This is a genomic window from Pseudodesulfovibrio sp. zrk46, assembly GCF_012516435.1.
Lineage (GTDB): Bacteria > Desulfobacterota > Desulfovibrionia > Desulfovibrionales > Desulfovibrionaceae > Pseudodesulfovibrio.
Window position 1 is genome coordinate 3544031 of sequence record NZ_CP051216.1, and the last position, 19049, is coordinate 3563079.

The 19049-nt window shown below is 47.9% G+C and carries 20 protein-coding genes; 17 read left to right on the forward strand and 3 right to left on the reverse strand.

Annotation, left to right across the window (positions count from 1 at the left end):
• The first annotated feature begins 16 nt into the window (after positions 1 to 16).
• The 7 genes from HFN16_RS16070 (at position 17) to HFN16_RS16100 (ending at position 5189) form a co-directional block, all read left to right on the forward strand.
• Entirely contained in the window at positions 17 to 1045 is a 1029-nt protein-coding gene (locus tag HFN16_RS16070) for an HD domain-containing protein (RefSeq protein ID WP_247648361.1), read from the forward strand.
• Positions 1021 to 1659 (forward strand): dTMP kinase, encoded by a 639-nt coding sequence (gene tmk, locus HFN16_RS16075; RefSeq protein WP_168891721.1) that lies wholly within the window; start codon positions 1021 to 1023, stop codon positions 1657 to 1659. The genes HFN16_RS16070 and tmk overlap by 25 nt, the downstream gene beginning before the upstream one ends.
• Positions 1660 to 1861: 202 nt before the next feature.
• Positions 1862 to 2596, forward strand: coding sequence for an amino acid ABC transporter permease (locus tag HFN16_RS16080; protein ID WP_348771055.1), 735 nt, complete (start codon positions 1862 to 1864; stop codon positions 2594 to 2596).
• A 156-nt stretch (positions 2597 to 2752) separates the two neighbouring features.
• Positions 2753 to 3571, forward strand: a complete 819-nt coding sequence (locus tag HFN16_RS16085; RefSeq protein ID WP_168891723.1) for a transporter substrate-binding domain-containing protein — start codon at positions 2753 to 2755, stop codon at positions 3569 to 3571.
• A gap of 12 nt (positions 3572 to 3583) precedes the next feature.
• Entirely contained in the window at positions 3584 to 4474 is an 891-nt protein-coding gene (locus HFN16_RS16090) for an amino acid ABC transporter permease (RefSeq protein WP_247648362.1), read from the forward strand.
• Positions 4475 to 4477: 3 nt separating this feature from the next.
• Positions 4478 to 4855, forward strand: a complete 378-nt coding sequence (locus HFN16_RS16095) for a glutaredoxin family protein (RefSeq protein ID WP_348771056.1) — start codon at positions 4478 to 4480, stop codon at positions 4853 to 4855.
• A gap of 1 nt (position 4856) precedes the next feature.
• Positions 4857 to 5189, forward strand: a complete 333-nt coding sequence (locus HFN16_RS16100) for a ferredoxin-thioredoxin reductase catalytic domain-containing protein (protein WP_168891724.1) — start codon at positions 4857 to 4859, stop codon at positions 5187 to 5189.
• Positions 5190 to 5257: 68 nt separating this feature from the next.
• On the opposite strand, the gene HFN16_RS16105 is transcribed toward HFN16_RS16100, so the two are convergent.
• The gene (locus HFN16_RS16105) at positions 5258 to 6565 is read right to left on the reverse strand and encodes an O-acetylhomoserine aminocarboxypropyltransferase/cysteine synthase family protein (protein ID WP_168891725.1); all 1308 of its coding nucleotides are present in this window, start codon (positions 6563 to 6565) and stop codon (positions 5258 to 5260) included.
• Positions 6566 to 6782: 217 nt separating this feature from the next.
• On the opposite strand from HFN16_RS16105, the gene HFN16_RS16110 reads away from it, so the two are divergent.
• Positions 6783 to 7013, forward strand: coding sequence for a hypothetical protein (locus HFN16_RS16110; RefSeq protein WP_247648363.1), 231 nt, complete (start codon positions 6783 to 6785; stop codon positions 7011 to 7013).
• Between the two features lie 53 nt (positions 7014 to 7066).
• Here the strand turns inward: HFN16_RS16110 and trmFO are convergent, their stop codons facing one another.
• Positions 7067 to 8392 (reverse strand): methylenetetrahydrofolate--tRNA-(uracil(54)-C(5))-methyltransferase (FADH(2)-oxidizing) TrmFO, encoded by a 1326-nt coding sequence (gene trmFO / locus HFN16_RS16115; protein ID WP_168891726.1) that lies wholly within the window; start codon positions 8390 to 8392, stop codon positions 7067 to 7069.
• A gap of 79 nt (positions 8393 to 8471) precedes the next feature.
• On the opposite strand from trmFO, the gene HFN16_RS16120 reads away from it, so the two are divergent.
• The 5 genes from HFN16_RS16120 (at position 8472) to HFN16_RS16140 (ending at position 12688) form a co-directional block, all read left to right on the forward strand.
• Positions 8472 to 9437 (forward strand): ABC transporter ATP-binding protein, encoded by a 966-nt coding sequence (locus tag HFN16_RS16120; protein WP_168891727.1) that lies wholly within the window; start codon positions 8472 to 8474, stop codon positions 9435 to 9437.
• A gap of 9 nt (positions 9438 to 9446) precedes the next feature.
• Positions 9447 to 10406 (forward strand): dipeptide ABC transporter ATP-binding protein, encoded by a 960-nt coding sequence (locus HFN16_RS16125; RefSeq protein WP_168891728.1) that lies wholly within the window; start codon positions 9447 to 9449, stop codon positions 10404 to 10406.
• Between the two features lie 136 nt (positions 10407 to 10542).
• Entirely contained in the window at positions 10543 to 11106 is a 564-nt protein-coding gene (locus HFN16_RS16130) for an HD domain-containing protein (RefSeq protein ID WP_168891729.1), read from the forward strand.
• 98 nt (positions 11107 to 11204) lie between these two features.
• A complete protein-coding gene (gene cbiQ, locus HFN16_RS16135) occupies positions 11205 to 11975 on the forward strand; it encodes a cobalt ECF transporter T component CbiQ (RefSeq protein WP_168891730.1) in 771 nt (256 codons plus the stop codon).
• On the forward strand, positions 11972 to 12688 hold the full coding sequence (locus tag HFN16_RS16140; RefSeq protein WP_168891731.1) for an ABC transporter ATP-binding protein: 717 nt from the start codon (positions 11972 to 11974) through the stop codon (positions 12686 to 12688). Before cbiQ ends, HFN16_RS16140 begins: the two co-directional genes overlap by 4 nt.
• Before the next feature lie 5 nt (positions 12689 to 12693).
• Here the strand turns inward: HFN16_RS16140 and HFN16_RS16145 are convergent, their stop codons facing one another.
• Entirely contained in the window at positions 12694 to 13092 is a 399-nt protein-coding gene (locus HFN16_RS16145) for a response regulator (protein WP_168891732.1), read from the reverse strand.
• Positions 13093 to 13298: 206 nt separating this feature from the next.
• Here HFN16_RS16145 and HFN16_RS16150 point away from each other — a divergent pair, with 206 nt between their 5' ends.
• Genes HFN16_RS16150 through HFN16_RS16165 form a run of 4 tightly spaced genes read left to right on the forward strand, consistent with a single transcriptional unit; the run spans position 13299 to position 19028 of the window.
• The gene (locus HFN16_RS16150; RefSeq protein WP_168891733.1) at positions 13299 to 14705 is read left to right on the forward strand and encodes an MATE family efflux transporter; all 1407 of its coding nucleotides are present in this window, start codon (positions 13299 to 13301) and stop codon (positions 14703 to 14705) included.
• Positions 14702 to 15583 (forward strand): phosphatidylglycerol lysyltransferase domain-containing protein, encoded by an 882-nt coding sequence (locus HFN16_RS16155; protein WP_168891734.1) that lies wholly within the window; start codon positions 14702 to 14704, stop codon positions 15581 to 15583. Before HFN16_RS16150 ends, HFN16_RS16155 begins: the two co-directional genes overlap by 4 nt.
• Before the next feature lie 4 nt (positions 15584 to 15587).
• A complete protein-coding gene (locus HFN16_RS16160) occupies positions 15588 to 16892 on the forward strand; it encodes an alkaline phosphatase family protein (protein ID WP_168891735.1) in 1305 nt (434 codons plus the stop codon).
• A gap of 3 nt (positions 16893 to 16895) precedes the next feature.
• Complete coding sequence (locus HFN16_RS16165) at positions 16896 to 19028, forward strand: ATP-dependent helicase (protein WP_168891736.1); 2133 nt, start codon at positions 16896 to 16898, stop codon at positions 19026 to 19028.
• Positions 19029 to 19049 lie beyond the last annotated feature (21 nt).

Genomic DNA, 19049 nt, shown 5'->3' on the forward strand with positions numbered 1-19049 from the left:
CGAGATAGCAAGATTCGTGACCAAAAAGTCGCAATATATTCATGACCTGACTCCAGGAATGGGGCTCAATGACTTATTTCTGATCAGCAATGCCAATATGGCCAATGCTAAAAATGGCCCATATTGGAACCTGACCTTTCAGGACGCAACAGGCAAGATCGATGGTAAGATTTGGAGCCCTAAGAGTCAGGAGTATCCTGCCCTAGAGGCGGGACAAATGGTTCATGTTCAGGGATTTGTCGATAGCTATAGAGACAAGAATCAACTTCGTGTCGATCACATGACGATCATTGATTCATCGATGGAGCCAATCAACTACTCAGACTTCTTACCAACTTCTTGTGTCCCCCCTGAGGAACTCATGGAGGCGATCGAAGATTTGATCACTGAACACATGAAGTATGCACCTTGGAAATCCTTTTGTCGCAAGGTGTTGAACGATAGGGATATCCGCCAACGCATGATCATGGCACCAGGAGCTAAGACAGTACATCATGCTTATATTGGTGGCCTGCTTGAGCACACTCTACAAGTATCTCGAGCTTGTATGGCGTTATGCGACATATACCCCAATCTGGATAGACAAACCCTTCTTGCCGGCGCCATTTTCCACGACCTTGGCAAAGCATGGGAACTTTCAAGTGGTATTATTAATGACTATACAGATGAAGGACGTCTGCTCGGCCATATTCAGATAGGCCAAGACAAACTGGAACCATTTCTTAAACGGAGCAAGACGCTGGACGAAGGACTCAAACTTCATCTCAAACACCTTATAACCAGCCATCATGGTGAGCACGAATTCGGCTCCCCTGTTCGTCCTAAAACTCCAGAGGCATTCATCCTTCACTTTGCGGATAACATGGACGCCAAACTCAACATTATCGACCAAGCATACTCAGATATGGAAAAAACCGGCCAGGAATGGTCACCGTTCATGCGTTTTCTAGACCGCAATGTGTACCGCCCCCCTGCAACTCCAGACATCACTAAGAAAAAAACCGAGAAACCGGAGAACCAATGTTTATTACCTTTGAAGGCATAGAAGGTACGGGCAAAACGACTCAGATCACCAAAGTTAAAAATTACTTTGAATCCATTGGGCGTGAGGTTTTCCTAACCTTAGAACCTGGCGGCAGTCGCATCGGTAAAGAGCTGCGAAGGATGCTTCTCCATGTGGACAACAAAGACATTGCTCCTAGCACAGAGCTATTCCTCTACCTTGCTGATCGAGCTCAACACATTGCCCAAGTCATTCGTCCCGAATTAGAAGCAGGCAAAGTTGTATTATGTGACCGTTTTGCTGATTCAACCGTTGTCTACCAAGGATATGGTCGTGGTTTGGACACCAAGACACTACAGCAACTCAATGAAGTTGCAGTGGACGGACTGTGGCCTAACCTAACAATATTGCTGGACATAGACCCAGAACTAGGCCTCAAAAGAGCCACTCTCCGCAACATTGAGGAAGGGAAGGCTAAAGAAGAAGGCAGATTCGAAGCTGAGCACATTTCCTTCCATCGTCGTATACGTGATGGCTACCTCACCTGGGCCGCTCTAAACAAAGATCGAATCAAAATAGCTAACGCCGATGCAACCCCAGATGAAGTTTTCGAGCGCATCAAGTCGATCATTGATGCCAAACTCGCTGATTCCTGACTTTTTTTCACCAGTATAAAACAGAATAGTACCTGAACATTTCCACCAAATCTGGTATGGTGTTCACCATGACGGCTTCAATCGTCATACAACCCATTGAAACCATACAAGATTAATGCCCGACAGCAAGACAGCAAAGCCGAACTCAGCTCTTCCCGTTAGAAAGTCGACCATAATCGACATTTTCAAGTTTGGAGCAATTATGGCGGGGCTTCTGTGGTTTATCAGCCTCGGGACCGAAAAACTGGGTTATAATTGGCAGTGGTATCGTATTCCACAATACCTCTGGCAATTCACGGATGAAGGATTCGTCTGGGGGCCACTGATGCAAGGACTCGGCGTTACTCTTCAAATTGCATCCATATCCATGATCTTGATGCTGGCAATTGGTTTAGCCACAGCCTTACTACGGATGTCTGATTCCTGGGTAGGACACAGTGTGGCACGGTTGTATATGGAATTAATCCGCAACTCTCCGTTGCTTATCCAGATTTTTTTCATTTATTTCGTTGTTGCTCCCATATTAGACATGTCGGCATTTTGGGCCGCGATCATAGCTCTCAGTCTATTCGAAGGGGCGTATGCCTCCGAAATATTTCGTGCAGGCATTACTTCCATTGAGAAAGGCCAATGGGAAGCAGCTAAAAGCTTGGGAATGGGACCCTATTCTATGTACAAACACATCATTCTGCCCCAAGCAGTCCAGCGCGTTTTGCCGCCACTTACTAGTCAGGCAATCTCTCTAATAAAGGACTCCGCACTAGTCTCCACTGTTGCTATACTTGATCTGACTCAACAGGGCAGAATGATTGATGCAGAAACTTTTTTGACGTTTGAAATTTGGTTTACCGTTGCCGCGATCTATCTGGTAGTTACCCTGGCCCTGTCCAGTGTGGTGCAAATACTGGAGAAACGAAGCAATAACTATGTCCACTAACCGTTAAACCAACTGGAGCAGCCATGACCATTTGGAGAGCGATCAGAACTGGTAAAGGAATCATGATTGCCATCTTGGGCGTGTCGCACGTCACCTTTGCCCAAGCGTCATGCACTACGTAACCTTGGCTTTTGCCGTAAAGAAGAGAGGATCCTTATGAAAACACTTCGCACAGCTGCCTTACTCGTATTTTTTTGCCTATCTGCGCTTATCTTGGGCCTCAACCAAACAGCGACCGCCGCTGAAAAATCCCAGCTTGAAACCATTCTCAAGCGTGGCACTATCAAAGTAGGCTTTGACACCTTCAAGCCTTGGGCAATGAAGGACAAAAATGGTGAATACATTGGCTTTGAAATTGAAGTTGCCCGCAAATTAGCAAAAGATATGGGCGTCAAGGTCGAATTCGTCCCCACCAAGTGGTCCGGCATTATCCCTGCGCTGCTCACTGGAAAATTCGACATTATTATTGGTGGTATGTCCATTACGCCACAGCGAAACCTCAAGGTGAACTTCTCCATCCCCTACGAATTCTCGGGCATGAATATCGTTGCCAGCAAATCCAAAGCTGGCGACCGTACGACTCTTCAAGATTTCAATACTCCTGGTACTACCATCGCCGTCCGCTTGGGCACAACTGCAGCAGAAGCGGCCAAGAATTTCTTACCCAAAGCCAAGAAGCTCTATTTTGACGAAGAATCTCAAACGATCCAAGAGCTTCTAAACAATCGCGTTCATGCCCTAGTCGCTTCCAACCCGCTGCCCTTTACTCTGGCCCAGGAATATGAAGGCCAACTTTACCTGCCCCTTGAAAACGACTTTACCAAGGAACCGATCTCCTTTGCAGTCCGCAAAGGTGAGCATGACTTCCTCAACTGGCTGGACAACTGGGTTCGCGTAAACATGTCCAAGGGGTGGTTGCAAAACCGATACGATTACTGGTTCTTTACCAGCGAATGGGAAAACTTGATTCAGTAAACGGACTCTCTCTTGCCTTCACAATCAAATCGTAAAAACATCCGGTTTTCCCTGCTGGACGGCGCCATTTTGGTGCTACTGGCAGGGATGACCGGATACTTCTTCTTCAAAGCTGCATCAGGGTTGAACTACCACTGGAAGTGGGAGATCATCCCTCAATATCTCCTGCGCTTCGATAGCAATGCCGGAGAATGGCGGCTTGGGCTACTCTCTCAAGGACTTGTCACCACACTCCGCTTGTCTATCTGGTCAACACTACTGGCCATGCTCGTAGGCGTCGCTATGGGGTTATTCCGTGTCAGCCCGTCCCTTTTTAAACGCCTAATCTCTTCGACCTATGTGGGACTCATCCGCAACACCCCGCCCTTGGTACTTATCTTCATTTTCTACTTCTTCATAGGCGATCAAATAATGACCGCCCTTCATATAGATGATTTCGTTTACAGCATTTCTGACAAGACCAAATCTTCCCTTGCGTTTTTTTTCGGGCCCATGAACCGCTTCCCACAATTTCTTTCCGCAGTCATTACCCTCACTTTATTTGAAGCAGCCTATATTGCTGAAATAGTCCGCGCGGGCATCGAATCAATCGAAAACGGACAGTGGGAAGCGTCAACAGCTCTTGGCATGCGTCGTTCACAATCTCTACGCTACATCATTTTGCCACAAGCCTTGCAACGGATGTTGCCAGCACTCGCAGGACAGTTTATATCAATAATCAAGGATTCGGCCATCGTGTCGGTTATTTCCATTGAGGAACTAACTTTCCAAGGCCAACAGCTTATGACCACCACCTATCGTAGCTTTGAAGTATGGACCACGGTGCTGGTCATGTATTTCATACTGACATTCCTGTGCTCGTTAGCTGTAAGGAAACTCGAACTCACACTACGAAGAGACTAAGTCGTGTTCAAATTCATCAAAGAGTTTTTCAAGGGCATCGTCGACGAAGACCCCATAATATCGTCGAACCCCGAAAAAGATCAAAAAACAAACGACAAGCCGTCGTTCGACCTGGAGGCTTTCAATATGGACGATATCAAAGTGTATGCTCTGTCAACCTGCATTCACTGCCGTAATGCAAAAAAATACCTTGATGAGTGTGGTGTGAAATACAACTGCGTCCATGTTGACGAGCTCACCGGCGATGATCGCAAAGAGATTGTTCAGGAACTCAAGGTACATAATCCAGCTGTATCATTCCCCACCATTGTAATCAAAGACAAAGTTGTCGTTGGCTACCACAAGGATAAGATCGACAAAGCTCTTCAGGGAGACGATTAAAATGGATGCCAAGACACTTTTTGAAAACCTTAAAAAATTACAGGAACCCAAAGGCTATTATTTCAACGAAGACATGGACATGACCATGCCTCTCATCGAGAGCCTCCTCACCAACAAAGAGCGCCTCGGCTATATGGCTTGTCCTTGCCGTCTGGCCAACGGCGAGTTTGAAGCAGATAAAGATATTATTTGTCCCTGCACTTATCGCGAAGAAGACGTAAAAGAATTCGGAGCATGCTTCTGCGCACTCTACGTTAGCAAAGAATACAATGAAGGAACCGTCGAAAAAAATGTGGTGCCGGAGCGACGCCCACCTGAAAAGATACTATTTTAAAATCTCACCAACAAAAAAGGCTCCGTAGTAATACGGAGCCTTTTTTATTACTCAATGATGAGTAGCTGTTAGCGCTGTGACGCTGCCAACGCCTGATCAAGATCTTCGATAATATCTTCCACATCCTCAATTCCCACACTGATTCGAATGAGATCAACGGGAACACCTGCAGCAAGTTGTTCTTCAGGAGTAGACTGCCCGTGGGTTGTTGATGCGGGATGTACGACCAATGTCTTGGCATCCAAAATATTGGCTAAATGGGAGCATAACTTGACGGAATCAATGAACTTACTCCCAGCTTCCATACCTCCCTTAACACCAAATCCAAATACAGCTCCCGGCCCCATAGAAAACGTATTTTTTGCACGATCATAGTCAGGATGACTTTGAAGTCCTGCGTAATTAACCCACTCCACGGCATAGTGCGTCTCTAAAAACTCAGCGACCTTCTGAGCATTCTCACAATGGCGTTGAATTCGAATAGGTAAAGTTTCCATACCTTGAAGGATTTGCCAGCTATTCATAGGGGATATGGATGCACCTGTGTCACGCAACATACCAATACGCACCTTGGTAACAAAAACAGGACAGGGGTTACCAGCTGCGCCCCCCAATGCTTCCCACAAGTTAACGTTATTGTATGTCGGATCTGGAGCAGTTAATTCCGGGAATTTTCCAGATACACCCCAATCGAAGTCGCCCTTCTCTACAATGGCTCCCCCCATAGAAGTGCCATGCCCACCAATGATCTTAGTCAAAGAATGCACGGCGATATCACATCCCACGTCGAAAGCATTAAACATAGGCGGGGGCGCTACAGTTGAATCGAGGACAAATGGTAATCCATGATTGTGAGCGACCTCAGCAATACCGCGTAAATCGTCAACATTGCAGCGAGGGTTGCCGATGGATTCACTATAAACCATCCGTGTATTTTCATCGATTGCGGCTTCAAAATTGGCAGGATCGGAAGAATCAACCAAACGCGCTTCGATACCAAACCTTTTAAGAGTGTGTTCAAACAAAGTCTGAGTGCCACCATAAAGATTGGAACCGGAAACGATGTTCTGCCCAGCAGACACGATCGAAGTTACAGTATAAAAAATAGCGGCCATTCCAGAGGATACTGCTAACGCTCCAACACCACCGTGCATCGCCGCAAGACGCTGTTCCAGTACATCCGTAGTGGGGTTCATGAGCCGAGTATAAATGTACCCAGGCTCTTTCAGAGCGAACAAATTAGCAGCATGTTCGGCGTCACGAAATAGATACGCCGTAGTCTGGTGAATAGGGACAGCCCGAGACCCTGTATCACTATCTGGGGTGTGGCCTGCGTGCAACGCCTGGGTATTTGGACCATATGGTTTGTCAGCCATGGCCTTACTCCGTGGATTGAATGTTGATGCTCATACTCTTCTGCTGAAACAACCATGCGCAATGAAAATAGAATACGCAACCCCTTACACCATCGCAATCTTCTATCGGAGCCATCATTCCCATGAATGGTATATGAAATGCATATTTTTCTCTAACGGAACATTGTTCCATGGGGAGACAGGCTGAAAGACAAGCAAAAAGGCAGGAGGTACAGCCATGTCGAACATTTCCCAAGACCTACCCGGCAAGACTAACCTAGATCAAATGATCGAAGAAACCCGACGCAGAGACACATCAGGCGCTCAAGAAATGAAGGACATCCGCAAGCAGCGTATGCAACGCGAAGTAATGGTGGATCCATCGAAGGCGAAGGAGCTCGTCAAGATTGAGGCATCCCCCGTATACAACGCCAAGGGTAAGGTTATCCAGTCAGCAGGCTCACTATAAAACATAACGTTGCCGCTCGGACCTCGGCCCGAGCGGCCCCAGTTGCGGCTGTATTATGCCAATCCCCCCTCCTCCAACCATACGGAAAAGGCTTCTTGGGCACGCTTGCCATAAGCTTCCTTACGGAATTTCTTTTTCATCTTCTTCTTAAGACCGGGCATAAGACCAAAATTTACATTTGAAGGCTGGAATTCCTTCTCAGGTTTATTGGTAAGGTGTCCTAAAAGGGCTCCTAAAGCCGTTTCAACAGGCGGCTTGACCAGCGTTTCACCAGTGAACTGCTTCGCCAGCGTCAGCCCCAGCCAAAGGCCTGAAGCGGCAGATTCTAGATAGCCTTCCACGCCAGTAATCTGACCAGCCATATAAAAGCCAGGTTTGGCTTTGATCTGCATGTTATCATCCAACACTTCAGGCGCATTAACATAAGTATTACGATGAATTGATCCAAGCCGCAGGAATTCCGCATTTTCCAATCCGGGAATCATACGGAAAATACGTTTCTGCTCAGGATATTTTAGCTTGGTCTGAAAGCCCACGAGATTAAATGCTGTTTTGTCTTTATTCTCGGTACGAAGCTGCACAATAGCAAAAGGACGTTCACCAGTCTTGGGATCAACAAATCCCACTGGCTTGAGCGGCCCAAAAGCCAAAGTCATTTCTCCGCGCTCGGCCATTGCTTCTACAGGCAGACACGCTTCAAAATGTTTTTCCTTTTCGAACTCACGCGGCTTGACTTTCTCACCTGCCAACAGAGCGGCCACAAAAGTCTTGTACTCTTCCTCGCTCATTGGACAGTTCAAGTAATCATCATCCTCGGGCTTCCAGCGAGATCCCCAAAAAGCTTTATCAAAATCAATAGAATCACGAGACACGATAGGAGCGATGGCATCATAAAAATAAAGACGTGCATTTCCAATGACCTGCATCAGACTCTCGGTCAATTCCTGACTGGCCAACGGTCCTGCAGAGATGATCACAGCGTCCGCATGCTGCAACTCCTCGTCATCCAATGACTTAATTTCCTTATGAATCAACGTGATATTGTCGTGATTCTCCAACTTTTTCGTAATGTACTCGGAAAACAAGGTACGATCCACAGCCAAAGCTCCCCCCGCAGGCACTTGGGTGGCAAATGCGGCTTCCATTATAAGGCTACCCAAAGAACTCATTTCCTCTTTTAGCAAGCCGATAGCCGCATTAGGTCCTGTAGCGCGAAAAGAATTGGAACAAACCAACTCAGCTAGCCCGTCCTCGAAATGCGCTTCGCTGCGCTTCTCTGGCTTCATCTCATAGAGCTCCACCAAAATACCAGCTTCGGCCAACTGCCATGCCGCATCACAACCGGCCAAGCCGCCGCCTACAATAATTACCTTCGCCATTTCATATCCTTGGATCGTTTACGTTCGCATCGATATGCCGTATATACGACAAAACCGCGAACCATTGGAATCTCTTTTCATGAGCGACATCCTTCTCGACATACGCAAGTTGACCACCTGCTTTTCCTCACCTCAAGGCATCGCCAAGGCGGTGGATACCGTCAGCCTATCCTTTATGCAAGGAGAAACCCTTGCCATCGTAGGTGAATCAGGCTGTGGTAAAACAGTTCTCGCCCTATCCATTCTCGGCTTAGTGCCAGACCCACCAGGTCGCATAACCGAAGGCAATGTCTATTATCGTGGTGCAGATCTCCTAGACATGTCCGAGGCAGAACTTAGACAAGTACGCGGCAACCAAATCTCAATGATCTTCCAAGAGCCCATGACCGCTCTCAACCCGGTCTTCCGCATCAACGACCAAATAGCAGAGCCGCTCCGACTCCACCAAGGCTTTTCGAAAGAAGAGGCACAAGACAAGGCCGTTGACGCTCTAACACTTGTGGGTATTCCCAACCCCGGCAAAATTGCTACAGCATACCCACATGAACTTTCCGGAGGGATGCGCCAACGTGTGATGATTGCCATGGCCTTAGCCTGTAACCCTGATCTTCTCATCGCAGACGAGCCAACCACAGCTCTGGACGTTACTATTCAAGCACAAATTCTTGATCTAATGAATGATCTCAAAGCGCGCATGAATGGCTCACTTATGCTCATCACACACGATCTAGGCGTGGTTGCTCGCATGGCCCAACGGGTTGCAGTGATGTATTCTGGTAAAATTGTTGAGCTTTCCAATGTTGTCCCACTATATGGCAACCCATTGCATCCATACACACAAGGACTACTCGCATCCGTGCCTACCATGGGAGACAAGGCAGATCTCAACCCGATTCCAGGCATTGTTCCGTCCATCTTTAATCTGCCGGAGGGCTGCCGCTTCCACCCACGGTGTCCGCATGCTCATGCCAAATGCTCTTTCATGCTTCCCCCATTAACCGAACCAGAACCTAACCGCTTTGTACGGTGTTGGCTTTACGAATAGGAGATCGCCATGCCCCTTCTCGAACTCCTTAACGTTAGCAAGCATTACAAAGTCAATAGCGGCATGTTCGGATTAAAGTCTGATTCAGTACGAGCCGTAGACAACGTAAGCTTTACAGTAAATCAAGGAGAAACCCTCGGACTCGTTGGTGAATCTGGATGTGGAAAATCAACTCTTGCCAAATGCATCATGGGCTTGGAATCAGTGACCAAAGGCGAGATTATTTTCAAAGAACGGTCAGTCGCAACGTGGAATGAAAAGGAACTACGTCGCCGCATGCAAATGGTCTTTCAAGACCCCTACTCCTCATTAAACCCCCGTCAAAAAATCAATTCAATCATACGTGAAGGGCTCGATATCCACAAAATCGGTTCTTCGACTGAACGTAAAGAACGAGTTGAGACCCTACTAGGATTAGTGGGCTTGCGCCCAGAGCATGGTAATCGCTACCCTCATGAATTTTCCGGAGGTCAACGTCAACGTGTAGCTGTAGCACGCACTTTAGCTTTAGACCCGCAACTAATTGTATGTGACGAACCAGTTTCCGCACTAGATGTATCAGTTCAAGCACAAGTGCTGCGTATGTTAAAGGAACTTCAGCATCAGTTCAATCTAACCTACATCTTTATTTCTCATGACCTATCAGTAGTCAGCCACATTTCGGATCGAGTAGCTGTAATGTACCTAGGGCGCATCATGGAAATCGGCCCAAGTGACACTCTATTCGCTAATCCGAGCCACCCATACACTGAAGCATTACTGTCAGCAGTTCTCCGCCCTGATCCAACCATTCAGTCAGCTCAGATCCCTTTATCAGGGGACTTACCCAGCCCAATAAATCCACCGACAGGTTGCCCCTTTCATCCACGCTGCCCCAAAGCGTTTGAAAAATGCTCACACACTCGGCCCGATCTAAATGAAATACCCAATGGCGTTGAGGTTGCTTGCTGGCTCTACGACTCTCTGTAATGCATAAATCTGCATAGTTCTGTTTCTGTACTGACAACAGTTGCCATACTATGACTTAAGTAATGAACTCACATCTAGCCTAATTTATGTGACTTTTTTTGAAAGTTAAACTTTAACTTTAAGATTTGGAGTAGAGATGATTTCCCGCAATGAAGCTATAGACCTCCTAAAAGAGCACAACACCGAGACCAACCTGATTAATCACGCACTTGAGTCCGAAGCCGTCCTACGCGGTCTTGCAAAGAAACTCGGTCAAGACGAGGAGCTATGGGGGATTGCCGGCCTACTTCATGACTTGGACTATGCCACTACAGGTGATAATCCTGAACGCCATGGACTTAACACAGTAGACTTGCTTGAAGACAAACTTCCTGCTGAAGCTTTGAACGCTATTCGTCGCCATGCTTATGAGATGAACGGAGCAGAAGTCCCTTCAACCCAATTCGACTACGCAATGCGATGTGGAGAAACCGTCACAGGCTTGATTCACGCGGCAGCCTTAGTACGCCCCACTAAAATCGAGGGCATGAAGCCAAAGAGCCTTAAAAAGAAAATAAAAGACAAAGCATTCGCCGCCAGTGTCAATCGCGACTGTATCCGTGAATGCGATAAAATCGGCCTTGAGTTGGGAGAATTCCTCCAAATCGGCATCGATTCCATTACCTCTATTGCTCCGGAAGTGGGACTCGTAGCCGAATAATCACATTTCATCTTCAATGCGGTTGCACGGTTTCCCATTTTATACTACCCCTTGATTTCCTAATAACAAACAGTATTTCAAGGTAATGTGGTGTAATCGTGGCCGCTATTGGAGAACCTTTCGCCTCGGGCGACTCATTCCTGCACCGCATGGATCCACGCATTCGGTTGCTTTGCGCGGGTCTGCTGACCATTCCTGCCGCCCTACTCCAAAATATTGATCAAGCCTCAGCCTCGTTGACTATTGGAGTTCTTTTAGCTCTCTTAGGACAACTCCCGATGAGGTTAGCCTCCAAACGACTCATTGTCGTAAACACATTCATTTTATTTCTCTGGCTATTTCTCCCCTTTTCTACTCCGGGAGAATCAATGTGGAACTATGGCCCTTTCAATCTCACGAACTCGGGTATACTGCTCGCTGCACTGATCACAATTAAGTCAAACGGTATAGTACTTACACTCATGGCACTCATAGGTACCATCAAAGTGCAGGACCTCGGCCCAGCCATGCAGCAGCTAAGAATCCCCAACAAGCTTTGCCACATACTGCTATTCACCTACCGCTATATTTTCGTCATTCACCAAGAATACCAGACGATGCGTCAAGCAATGTCAGCTCGGGGATTCAAGCCGCGAACCGATACCCATACCTACCGTACCTATGCGTGGTTAGTGGGTATGCTGCTTGTCAAAAGCTGGGATCGCGCTGAGCGTGTCCACGCCGCTATGAGATGCAGAGGGTTTCGTGGTCAATTTTATTCACTCACCACATTCACCACATCAAAACGTGATTACGTATTTCTTGGGATATGCCTACTAGCTACCATCGGCATAGAAAGCTTGGAAATCATTAAGAGAGGTCTCGCATGAGTCATGCAGTCATTGAACTTAAAGACATTATCTACGCCTTCCCTGGACGTGAGAACACTTTAGATGGCTTAAATTTTCATTTACATGAGGGAGAGAAAATAGGGTTATTCGGCCCAAATGGCGCAGGCAAAACGACCATGCTTCACATCCTCATGGGGCTGATCAAACCCCAGCAAGGGGTAGTCAATCTGTTTGGAAAAACTATGGCTGATGGCAACGCCTTGGACGAAGCGCGACTCAAAATCGGTTTTTTATTTCAGCACTCCGACGACCAACTCTTCTGCCCAACAGTACTGGACGACGTAGCCTTTGGTCCTCTGAACCAAGGTTTTTCACAAAGCGAGGCTCGCGAGAAGGCTGCCAGCGCACTTGAATCAATAGGGTTGTCAGGATTTGAGGATCGTGTTCCCTACAGGCTGTCAGGAGGAGAAAAAAAACTAGTAGCCTTAGCGACTATTCTTGCCATGGATCCAGAAGTCCTAGTATTAGACGAGCCCACCACAGGGTTGTCCCCAGAGGCCAAGGATCACCTCATCGAGATACTTCAAAATCTCAACATGGCTCGCTTGGTGGTATCACATGAACCCGATTTTCTCACTGCCACAACGGACAAGCTTATAGCCATGCGCGACGGCAAAATTCGCCCTGGAGAGCTCAAACCCCACACCCATACACATGTACACGAAGAAGGTGACGTACCACACCAGCACTAGGTCCATTAGCAAATAGTTCCAATAACTTTCTCGATCTTTACACGAAGCTGTTCAGAATTAAACGGCTTAACAATATAGTTCGACACTCCAAGCTGTACAGCCTTCATAACGTTATCACGAAACGCCTCAGCCGTAATCATAATGAACGGAAGACAGCTGTATCGTTCATCCTCTCTCACCATTCTTAGCAACTCCTCTCCAGAGACTCGCTCCATCTTGTGATCAGACAGGATGAGATCAAAATCATACCGCTGAATTTTCTCCCAAGCCTCGTCACCATCTTCCGCTGTCACGATATTTCTTAATCCAATATCTTTTAAAGCTGTGCAGATGATCCTACGCATGGTGCTAGAATCATCAACAACGAGAATGCGAATCTTAGGATCAAAACTAACTGCCGACATTATTTAACCTTTCTAATTACATTCAAATCTGCGAAACCAATATTCTTCCAAATCAGCAATTAACGCAGATCGATAAAACTCACAACATCGTTAGAATATACTCATACATAAAAAAGTCCCCAAAACCACTTGGCAATTGAAATTGAAGACATATTATGTACGAACGGCCCGCCGCAGATTGGCCCGCCTAGAAACCACTTGAAACCATGTCAGATACACTCAGCGAGAAAATGACGCGGGCCCCATACCGCACCATATGGAATCTTGCCTGGCCGCAGATTCTCATGATGTTTTTTCACTTTCTCATCGGCCTAGCCGATGTTTGGGTGGCAGGACAGATTAACCGTGAAGTACAAGCGTCACTGGGAATCATATCCCAATCACTCTTTTTCCTTCTGGTTGTGGCCATTGCAGTTGCTAACGGAGCCGTGGCCGCCATAAGCCAATCAGTAGGGGCTGGCCTGCACAAACGCGTCAAACGCTATGTAGGACTCTGCCTTCTCCTTGCACTAATACTTGGAGGAGTCTTTCTTTTCGTGGGGCTACCACTTAAGAACGTATTGCTCACGGCGCTGCAAGTTCCGATCGAAATGCGTCCTGTAACAGAATACTTTCTGACTGTGTACCTCGCCCTTTTACCGCCTTACTATATGCAGATCATCACCAACGCCATCTTTCGAGCTAGAAAGCAGGTCATGAATCCGCTCTACTCCATGGTACTGGTAACTTCACTCAACACCGTGCTCGACCTCGGTCTCGGTCTAGGCTGGTTTGGTATGCCCAATCTCGGCTTTAAAGGGATTGCATGGGCTACATTTGGTTCTGTGACTGCAGGCGCTGCATTCAACCTCATTCTCCTTGCGAGACAAGGGGTCCTCAAAGCAGAAAGCTTCGCACCATGGCGTTGGATGAAAGCCGCTACACCATATCTCGCAAAAGTCGCTTGGCCTGCCGGATTACTGCAAGTTGTCTGGCATTCAGGCTATCTCGTTCTGTATGCCATTACTGCCAGTTTGCCGTGGGACGCTATTGATGCATTGGCTGGCATGGCCATCGGACTACGCATCGAAGCCTTGCTATTCTTACCTGCTTTTGCCTTCAACATGACTGCCAGCATCCTCATCGGCCACTATCTAGGGGCACAGCAGCCAGAAGAAGCAAAACTCTTCGGCTATAGAATCCTGACAATTGGTTTGGTATCCATTAGTTTATTTTCCATTGTAGTCTGGCAATTCATCACTCCGTGGGTAAACTTGCTGACCAATAACTCTGCAGTGGCAGCCCACGCCGTGGACTACCTAAAATGGAATATGCTCGCCATCCCGTTCACTCTCACAAGCATGATCATGGCCGGTGCATTCAATGGCGCTGGCGCGACGATGTGGAACATGTTCATCATGGGATCAGCCACCTGGTTCATTCGCCTGCCCTTGGCCTACGGACTAGGCCATCTCGGTATGCAAAATGCCGAAGGTATCTGGATCGCCATGTTCTGCTCACAGATTGTACAGTCCTTAACTCTAGTCTACGTATACACCTTCAAAAACTGGCAGCGCTTCGCTATGATTAAATCCCGTAAAGGCAATGCCCACGCCGCCAAGGAATCCGCATGACACTTGAATTTGAAACCGTCAGCCTGGAGCGCCAGGATGAGTACCACAAAGCCCTAACAGGTTGCCCTCAACTGCTTACCAGTGACTTCTCCTTTGCCAATGTTTATGGTTGGGCGGACCATTATGGCCTAGAATGGGCCTTCCACGGAGAACTGTGTTTTATCCGTCAAACGAAACCCGAAACCGTATACTGGGCTCCTGTAGGACCATGGGAAAAATACGATTGGGCTGGTTGCAACGCAATGCGGGAATCAGCTCGGTTTACCCGCGTTCCAGAGGCCTTGGCTCGCCTTTGGTCTGTCTCATTCGGCAACAACATCCTGCTTGAGGAAAATCGAGGCCACTGGGACTATGTTTACTCCGTAGAAGAACTGATCGCACTCAAAGGTAAGAAATTCCACAAGAAAAAGAACCTACTCAATCAATTCAAAAAGAACTACCTCTACGAATACGAGCCCATGGCGCCTGAATGTGTTGAAGAAGTCCTAGAAATGCAGGACGAGTGGTACAAATGGTACGAAGAAAACAATCCTTCAGATGCCCTTAAAGCCGAGAATCACGCTATTACCCGTGTACTTCACAATATCGATCAGATCGAAGGCCTAATGGGAGCCACCTTACGCGTTGAAGGCAAGGTGATAGCCTACACTGTCGCTGAGCCTCTTTGCGACGACTCTCTCGTCATTCATTTTGAGAAAGGTGATATTCGCTACAAGGGTGTATACCAAGCTATCAATCAAATGTTTTTAGAAAATAATGCTGCTGAATTCATCAACGTGAACCGTGAACAGGACTTGGGCGACGAAGGTCTCCGAAAAGCCAAAATGTCATACAACCCATCTTTTTTCATGAAGAAATTCGAGGCAACCATCCTATAGTTCCATGTCTTTACTACTCGCCCCGACACAATCGAAAAAACGGCTAGTCGTCCTTGGCCTTGACGGCCTGCCACTTGAGCTTGCCCGGAGCCTTGGTCGCAGTCTTCCCAATATTGGTAGACTGGCCGAGCATGCCACCACTGTTTGTGCGGAAATCCCCGAGCTATCACCCGTTAATTGGACATCGTTCTTCACAGGCAAAGGGCCAGAAACACATGGGACATTCGGCTTTTCACGCATAGATACAGAGACCTATGAACTATCGATTACCAACAGTAATCATATAGATTGCCCTACCATATTTGATTGGTTGAACCAATCTAAACTCGTTTCTCGAGTTATCAACTTACCCAATACATACCCAGCAAAACCAATTAAAGGGATGTTAGTATCTGGATTTGTATCCTACGAACTAAGCAAAGCGGCCTACCCACCCTTCTTTGCCGGAAAGCTGTTGGAAGTTAACTACAAACTCGAAGCTGACACAAACCGGGGCGTGAAGGACCTGGAATATCTCCTCACAGAATTGCGTCAGACCTTACGGTCCCGCCTAGCAGCACTAGACATCCTTTGGCCTGATCTATCATGGGATCTATTTATTCATGTTTTTACTGAAACAGATCGGCTATCCCACTTTTTCATGGATGCCGTTCTCAATCAAAAACACCCACAGCATTTACATTGCATGGCCTTTCTAACTGATTGGGACCAGGCGATAGGACAACTTCTGGCACGATACGATGCTCTGAAGGAACCCAAGCGACTAATCGTTCTTGCTGATCATGGTTTTACAGAACTCAAAACCGAAGTCTGCATAAACACATGGCTTAAGCAACAACAACTGCTCAAACTCAGGCAGCCACCGCTCAACGAATGGGATGCTACATGTATTGGCTCTGATTCCAAAGCGTTCGCACTTGATCCCGGCCGTATCTATATCCATTCGCGCGAACGGTTCGCACGAGGCTGTGTAGCGAACACTGAGCGTTCTTCACTCATTAAAACCATCCGTGCCGGATTGATGGACTTAACCTTGGACGGGGAGCGCGTCATGGAATATGTACACACAGGAGACGAGTTGTACCCTGACGCAACCTCAGAACAGCTACCTGATCTTGTCTGCCAAGCTCGCCCCGGCTATGATCTCAAGGCCAAATTCGATAGACAGGACATATTTGGCCATTTCGGCCGCACCGGCACCCATACGGTGGAAGGCGCAATCTTTTTCGACAGCGAAGGCTCTGCCCCTGTACGAATGCGCGACATCGGACGAACTATAATGGAATATTTCAACATTTCGGACAATTAATCCATGAGTATAGATTTTGAGAATGAACTAAATGACGCCCAACGTGAGGCAGTACTGACCACCGAAGGCCCGGTACTCGTAATTGCAGGCGCGGGCTCGGGCAAGACACGTACCATTGTATACCGCTTAGCGCATTTAGTGGAAGAAGGTGTAGACCCGGCCCAAATCCTACTGCTTACCTTCACTCGCAAGGCTGCGCAGGAAATGCTGGCACGTGCCGAACACATACTTGGCCGCCCCCTCACCGGAACCAGTGGCGGCACCTTTCACTCCTTTGCCTATGCCACCCTGCGCCGCAACGCTATGGACATCGGGTTCGACAATGGCTTCACCCTGATGGACCGCACGGATAGCGAGAATATATGCAAAGACGTAAAAGACTCCCTCAAGCTGGGCAAAGGCGACCGCTCCTATCCCAAGAAAGGAACACTGCTGGACATGATTACAAAGTCCCGCAACAAAGAGCTGCCCATCGATGCCATTATGGAACGCGAGGCTTACCATCTCTCCCCATATCTAGATGACATCAATGAAATTTCGGATGGTTACGCCCAATTCAAACGTAATCACGCTCTTGTGGACTATGACGACCTTCTCTTTCATCTGGATAAGTTACTGGAAGAAAACGAACCGCTTCGCAACCAGCTTCAGGCCCGCTACCGCTACATTATGGTGGACGAATATCAGGACACCAACCTGGTACAGGCTCGCATAGTCAAGCATTTGGCCGGAACCAAAGGTAATGTTATGGCCGTTGGCGATGATGCCCAGTCCATCTATGCCTTCCGTGGTGCCAACGTTCAGAATATCTTAGATTTCCCCACCATCTTTGAGGGGGCCAAAGTCATCCGTTTGGAAAAGAACTACCGTTCAGTTCAACCTATTCTTGACCTGACAAACAAGGTCTTGGATGGAGCCGCCACCAAATTTGACAAGAACCTCTTTTCCGACCTCAAGAGCGACAAGCTCCCCGAGGTGATCTACCCATTGAGCGACCAATCTCAAGCCCGACTCGTGGTAGACCAGATTCTGGAACTCAAACGCAAATACGATCTCCACGACATCGCAGTTCTTTTCCGCGCAGGCTATCAGTCCTTCCCGTTGGAAGTAGCTCTGACCCGCATTGGCATTGACTACCAAAAGTTCGGCGGCATTCGCTTCCACGAGGCTGCTCACGTCAAGGACGTACTTGCCTTCCTGCGCTTAGTCCTCAATTCCCATGATCTGCTCGCTTGGCAACGCGCCATGGAGCACATCAAAGGTGTAGGCCCCAAGACCGTGGCCAAAATATATCAGGCCATCCACACGGATGATCAAAAGTACATGGCCAAGATCACCAAAAAGAACGATACCTTGCGCGACCTGCTCAACGAATTGGACGCCCTGCGCAAGATGCAGCCACGTCCCGGCATGGTGATGGAACGGATCATGGCCTTTTACCTGCCCATACTCGTAGAAAAATACCCCGACGACTATCCCAAGCGACAGGCCGGGCTGGAGCAGCTTGGTCAGATCGCTGCCGGATATGCAGACATGGAGCAATTCCTGGGCGACCTCAGCCTAGATGGCGACCCGGACGAGGAAAAACGTAAAGAAAATGCTGTGGTTCTCTCCACAGTTCACTCGGCCAAAGGGCTGGAATGGAGCGCGGTTATCATTATTGATTTAGTGGAAGACCGCTTCCCCTCGCGCAAAGCAATGCAGCGCGCCGAGGATTTAGAAGAGGAGCGCCGCCTCATGTACGTGGCTTGCACCCGAGCCAAGCAGTGTCTTAAACTCTTCGTACCCAGTTCGGTATACAACCGTGCCAGCGGCATGTCTGACCCCACTCTGCCGAGCCCGTTTGTACTGGAGTTACCAAGCGACACCTTTGACCGCTTGAACGAATCTTACGGTGGCGGACTGGAAAAACGCCTCAAAGCTTCTCAATCAACAGCCCCAATGCGCAAGGACTACTCTAAAACGGACAATCCGACGTCCTCGACCAAGCAGGATCCTAGCAAGCTCGGATTCTGCAAACATAAGATTTTTGGCAAAGGAAAAATCATCGCCCGCCCCGAACCCAACAAGTACAAAATTAACTTTCCAGGATTCGGCATCAAAACCATCATCGGCGACTACCTTGAATTACTCTAACCAAATAAAATCTCACATTAC

Bases quoted from the DNA above. Each gene is read 5' to 3' on its own strand.
- HFN16_RS16140 (WP_168891731.1), top strand. From the start codon at position 11,972: ATGAGTCATGCAGTCATTGAACTTAAAGACATTATCTACGCCTTCCCT.
- HFN16_RS16145 (WP_168891732.1), bottom strand. From the start codon at position 13,092: ATGTCGGCAGTTAGTTTTGATCCTAAGATTCGCATTCTCGTTGTTGAT.
- HFN16_RS16120 (WP_168891727.1), top strand. From the start codon at position 8,472: ATGAGCGACATCCTTCTCGACATACGCAAGTTGACCACCTGCTTTTCC.
- HFN16_RS16155 (WP_168891734.1), top strand. From the start codon at position 14,702: ATGACACTTGAATTTGAAACCGTCAGCCTGGAGCGCCAGGATGAGTAC.
- HFN16_RS16130 (WP_168891729.1), top strand. From the start codon at position 10,543: ATGATTTCCCGCAATGAAGCTATAGACCTCCTAAAAGAGCACAACACC.
- HFN16_RS16100 (WP_168891724.1), top strand. From the start codon at position 4,857: ATGGATGCCAAGACACTTTTTGAAAACCTTAAAAAATTACAGGAACCC.
- trmFO (WP_168891726.1), bottom strand. From the start codon at position 8,392: ATGGCGAAGGTAATTATTGTAGGCGGCGGCTTGGCCGGTTGTGATGCG.
- HFN16_RS16080 (WP_348771055.1), top strand. From the start codon at position 1,862: ATGGCGGGGCTTCTGTGGTTTATCAGCCTCGGGACCGAAAAACTGGGT.
- tmk (WP_168891721.1), top strand. From the start codon at position 1,021: ATGTTTATTACCTTTGAAGGCATAGAAGGTACGGGCAAAACGACTCAG.
- HFN16_RS16160 (WP_168891735.1), top strand. From the start codon at position 15,588: ATGTCTTTACTACTCGCCCCGACACAATCGAAAAAACGGCTAGTCGTC.
- HFN16_RS16105 (WP_168891725.1), bottom strand. From the start codon at position 6,565: ATGGCTGACAAACCATATGGTCCAAATACCCAGGCGTTGCACGCAGGC.
- HFN16_RS16165 (WP_168891736.1), top strand. From the start codon at position 16,896: ATGAGTATAGATTTTGAGAATGAACTAAATGACGCCCAACGTGAGGCA.
- HFN16_RS16125 (WP_168891728.1), top strand. From the start codon at position 9,447: ATGCCCCTTCTCGAACTCCTTAACGTTAGCAAGCATTACAAAGTCAAT.
- HFN16_RS16150 (WP_168891733.1), top strand. From the start codon at position 13,299: ATGTCAGATACACTCAGCGAGAAAATGACGCGGGCCCCATACCGCACC.
- HFN16_RS16085 (WP_168891723.1), top strand. From the start codon at position 2,753: ATGAAAACACTTCGCACAGCTGCCTTACTCGTATTTTTTTGCCTATCT.
- HFN16_RS16110 (WP_247648363.1), top strand. From the start codon at position 6,783: ATGTCGAACATTTCCCAAGACCTACCCGGCAAGACTAACCTAGATCAA.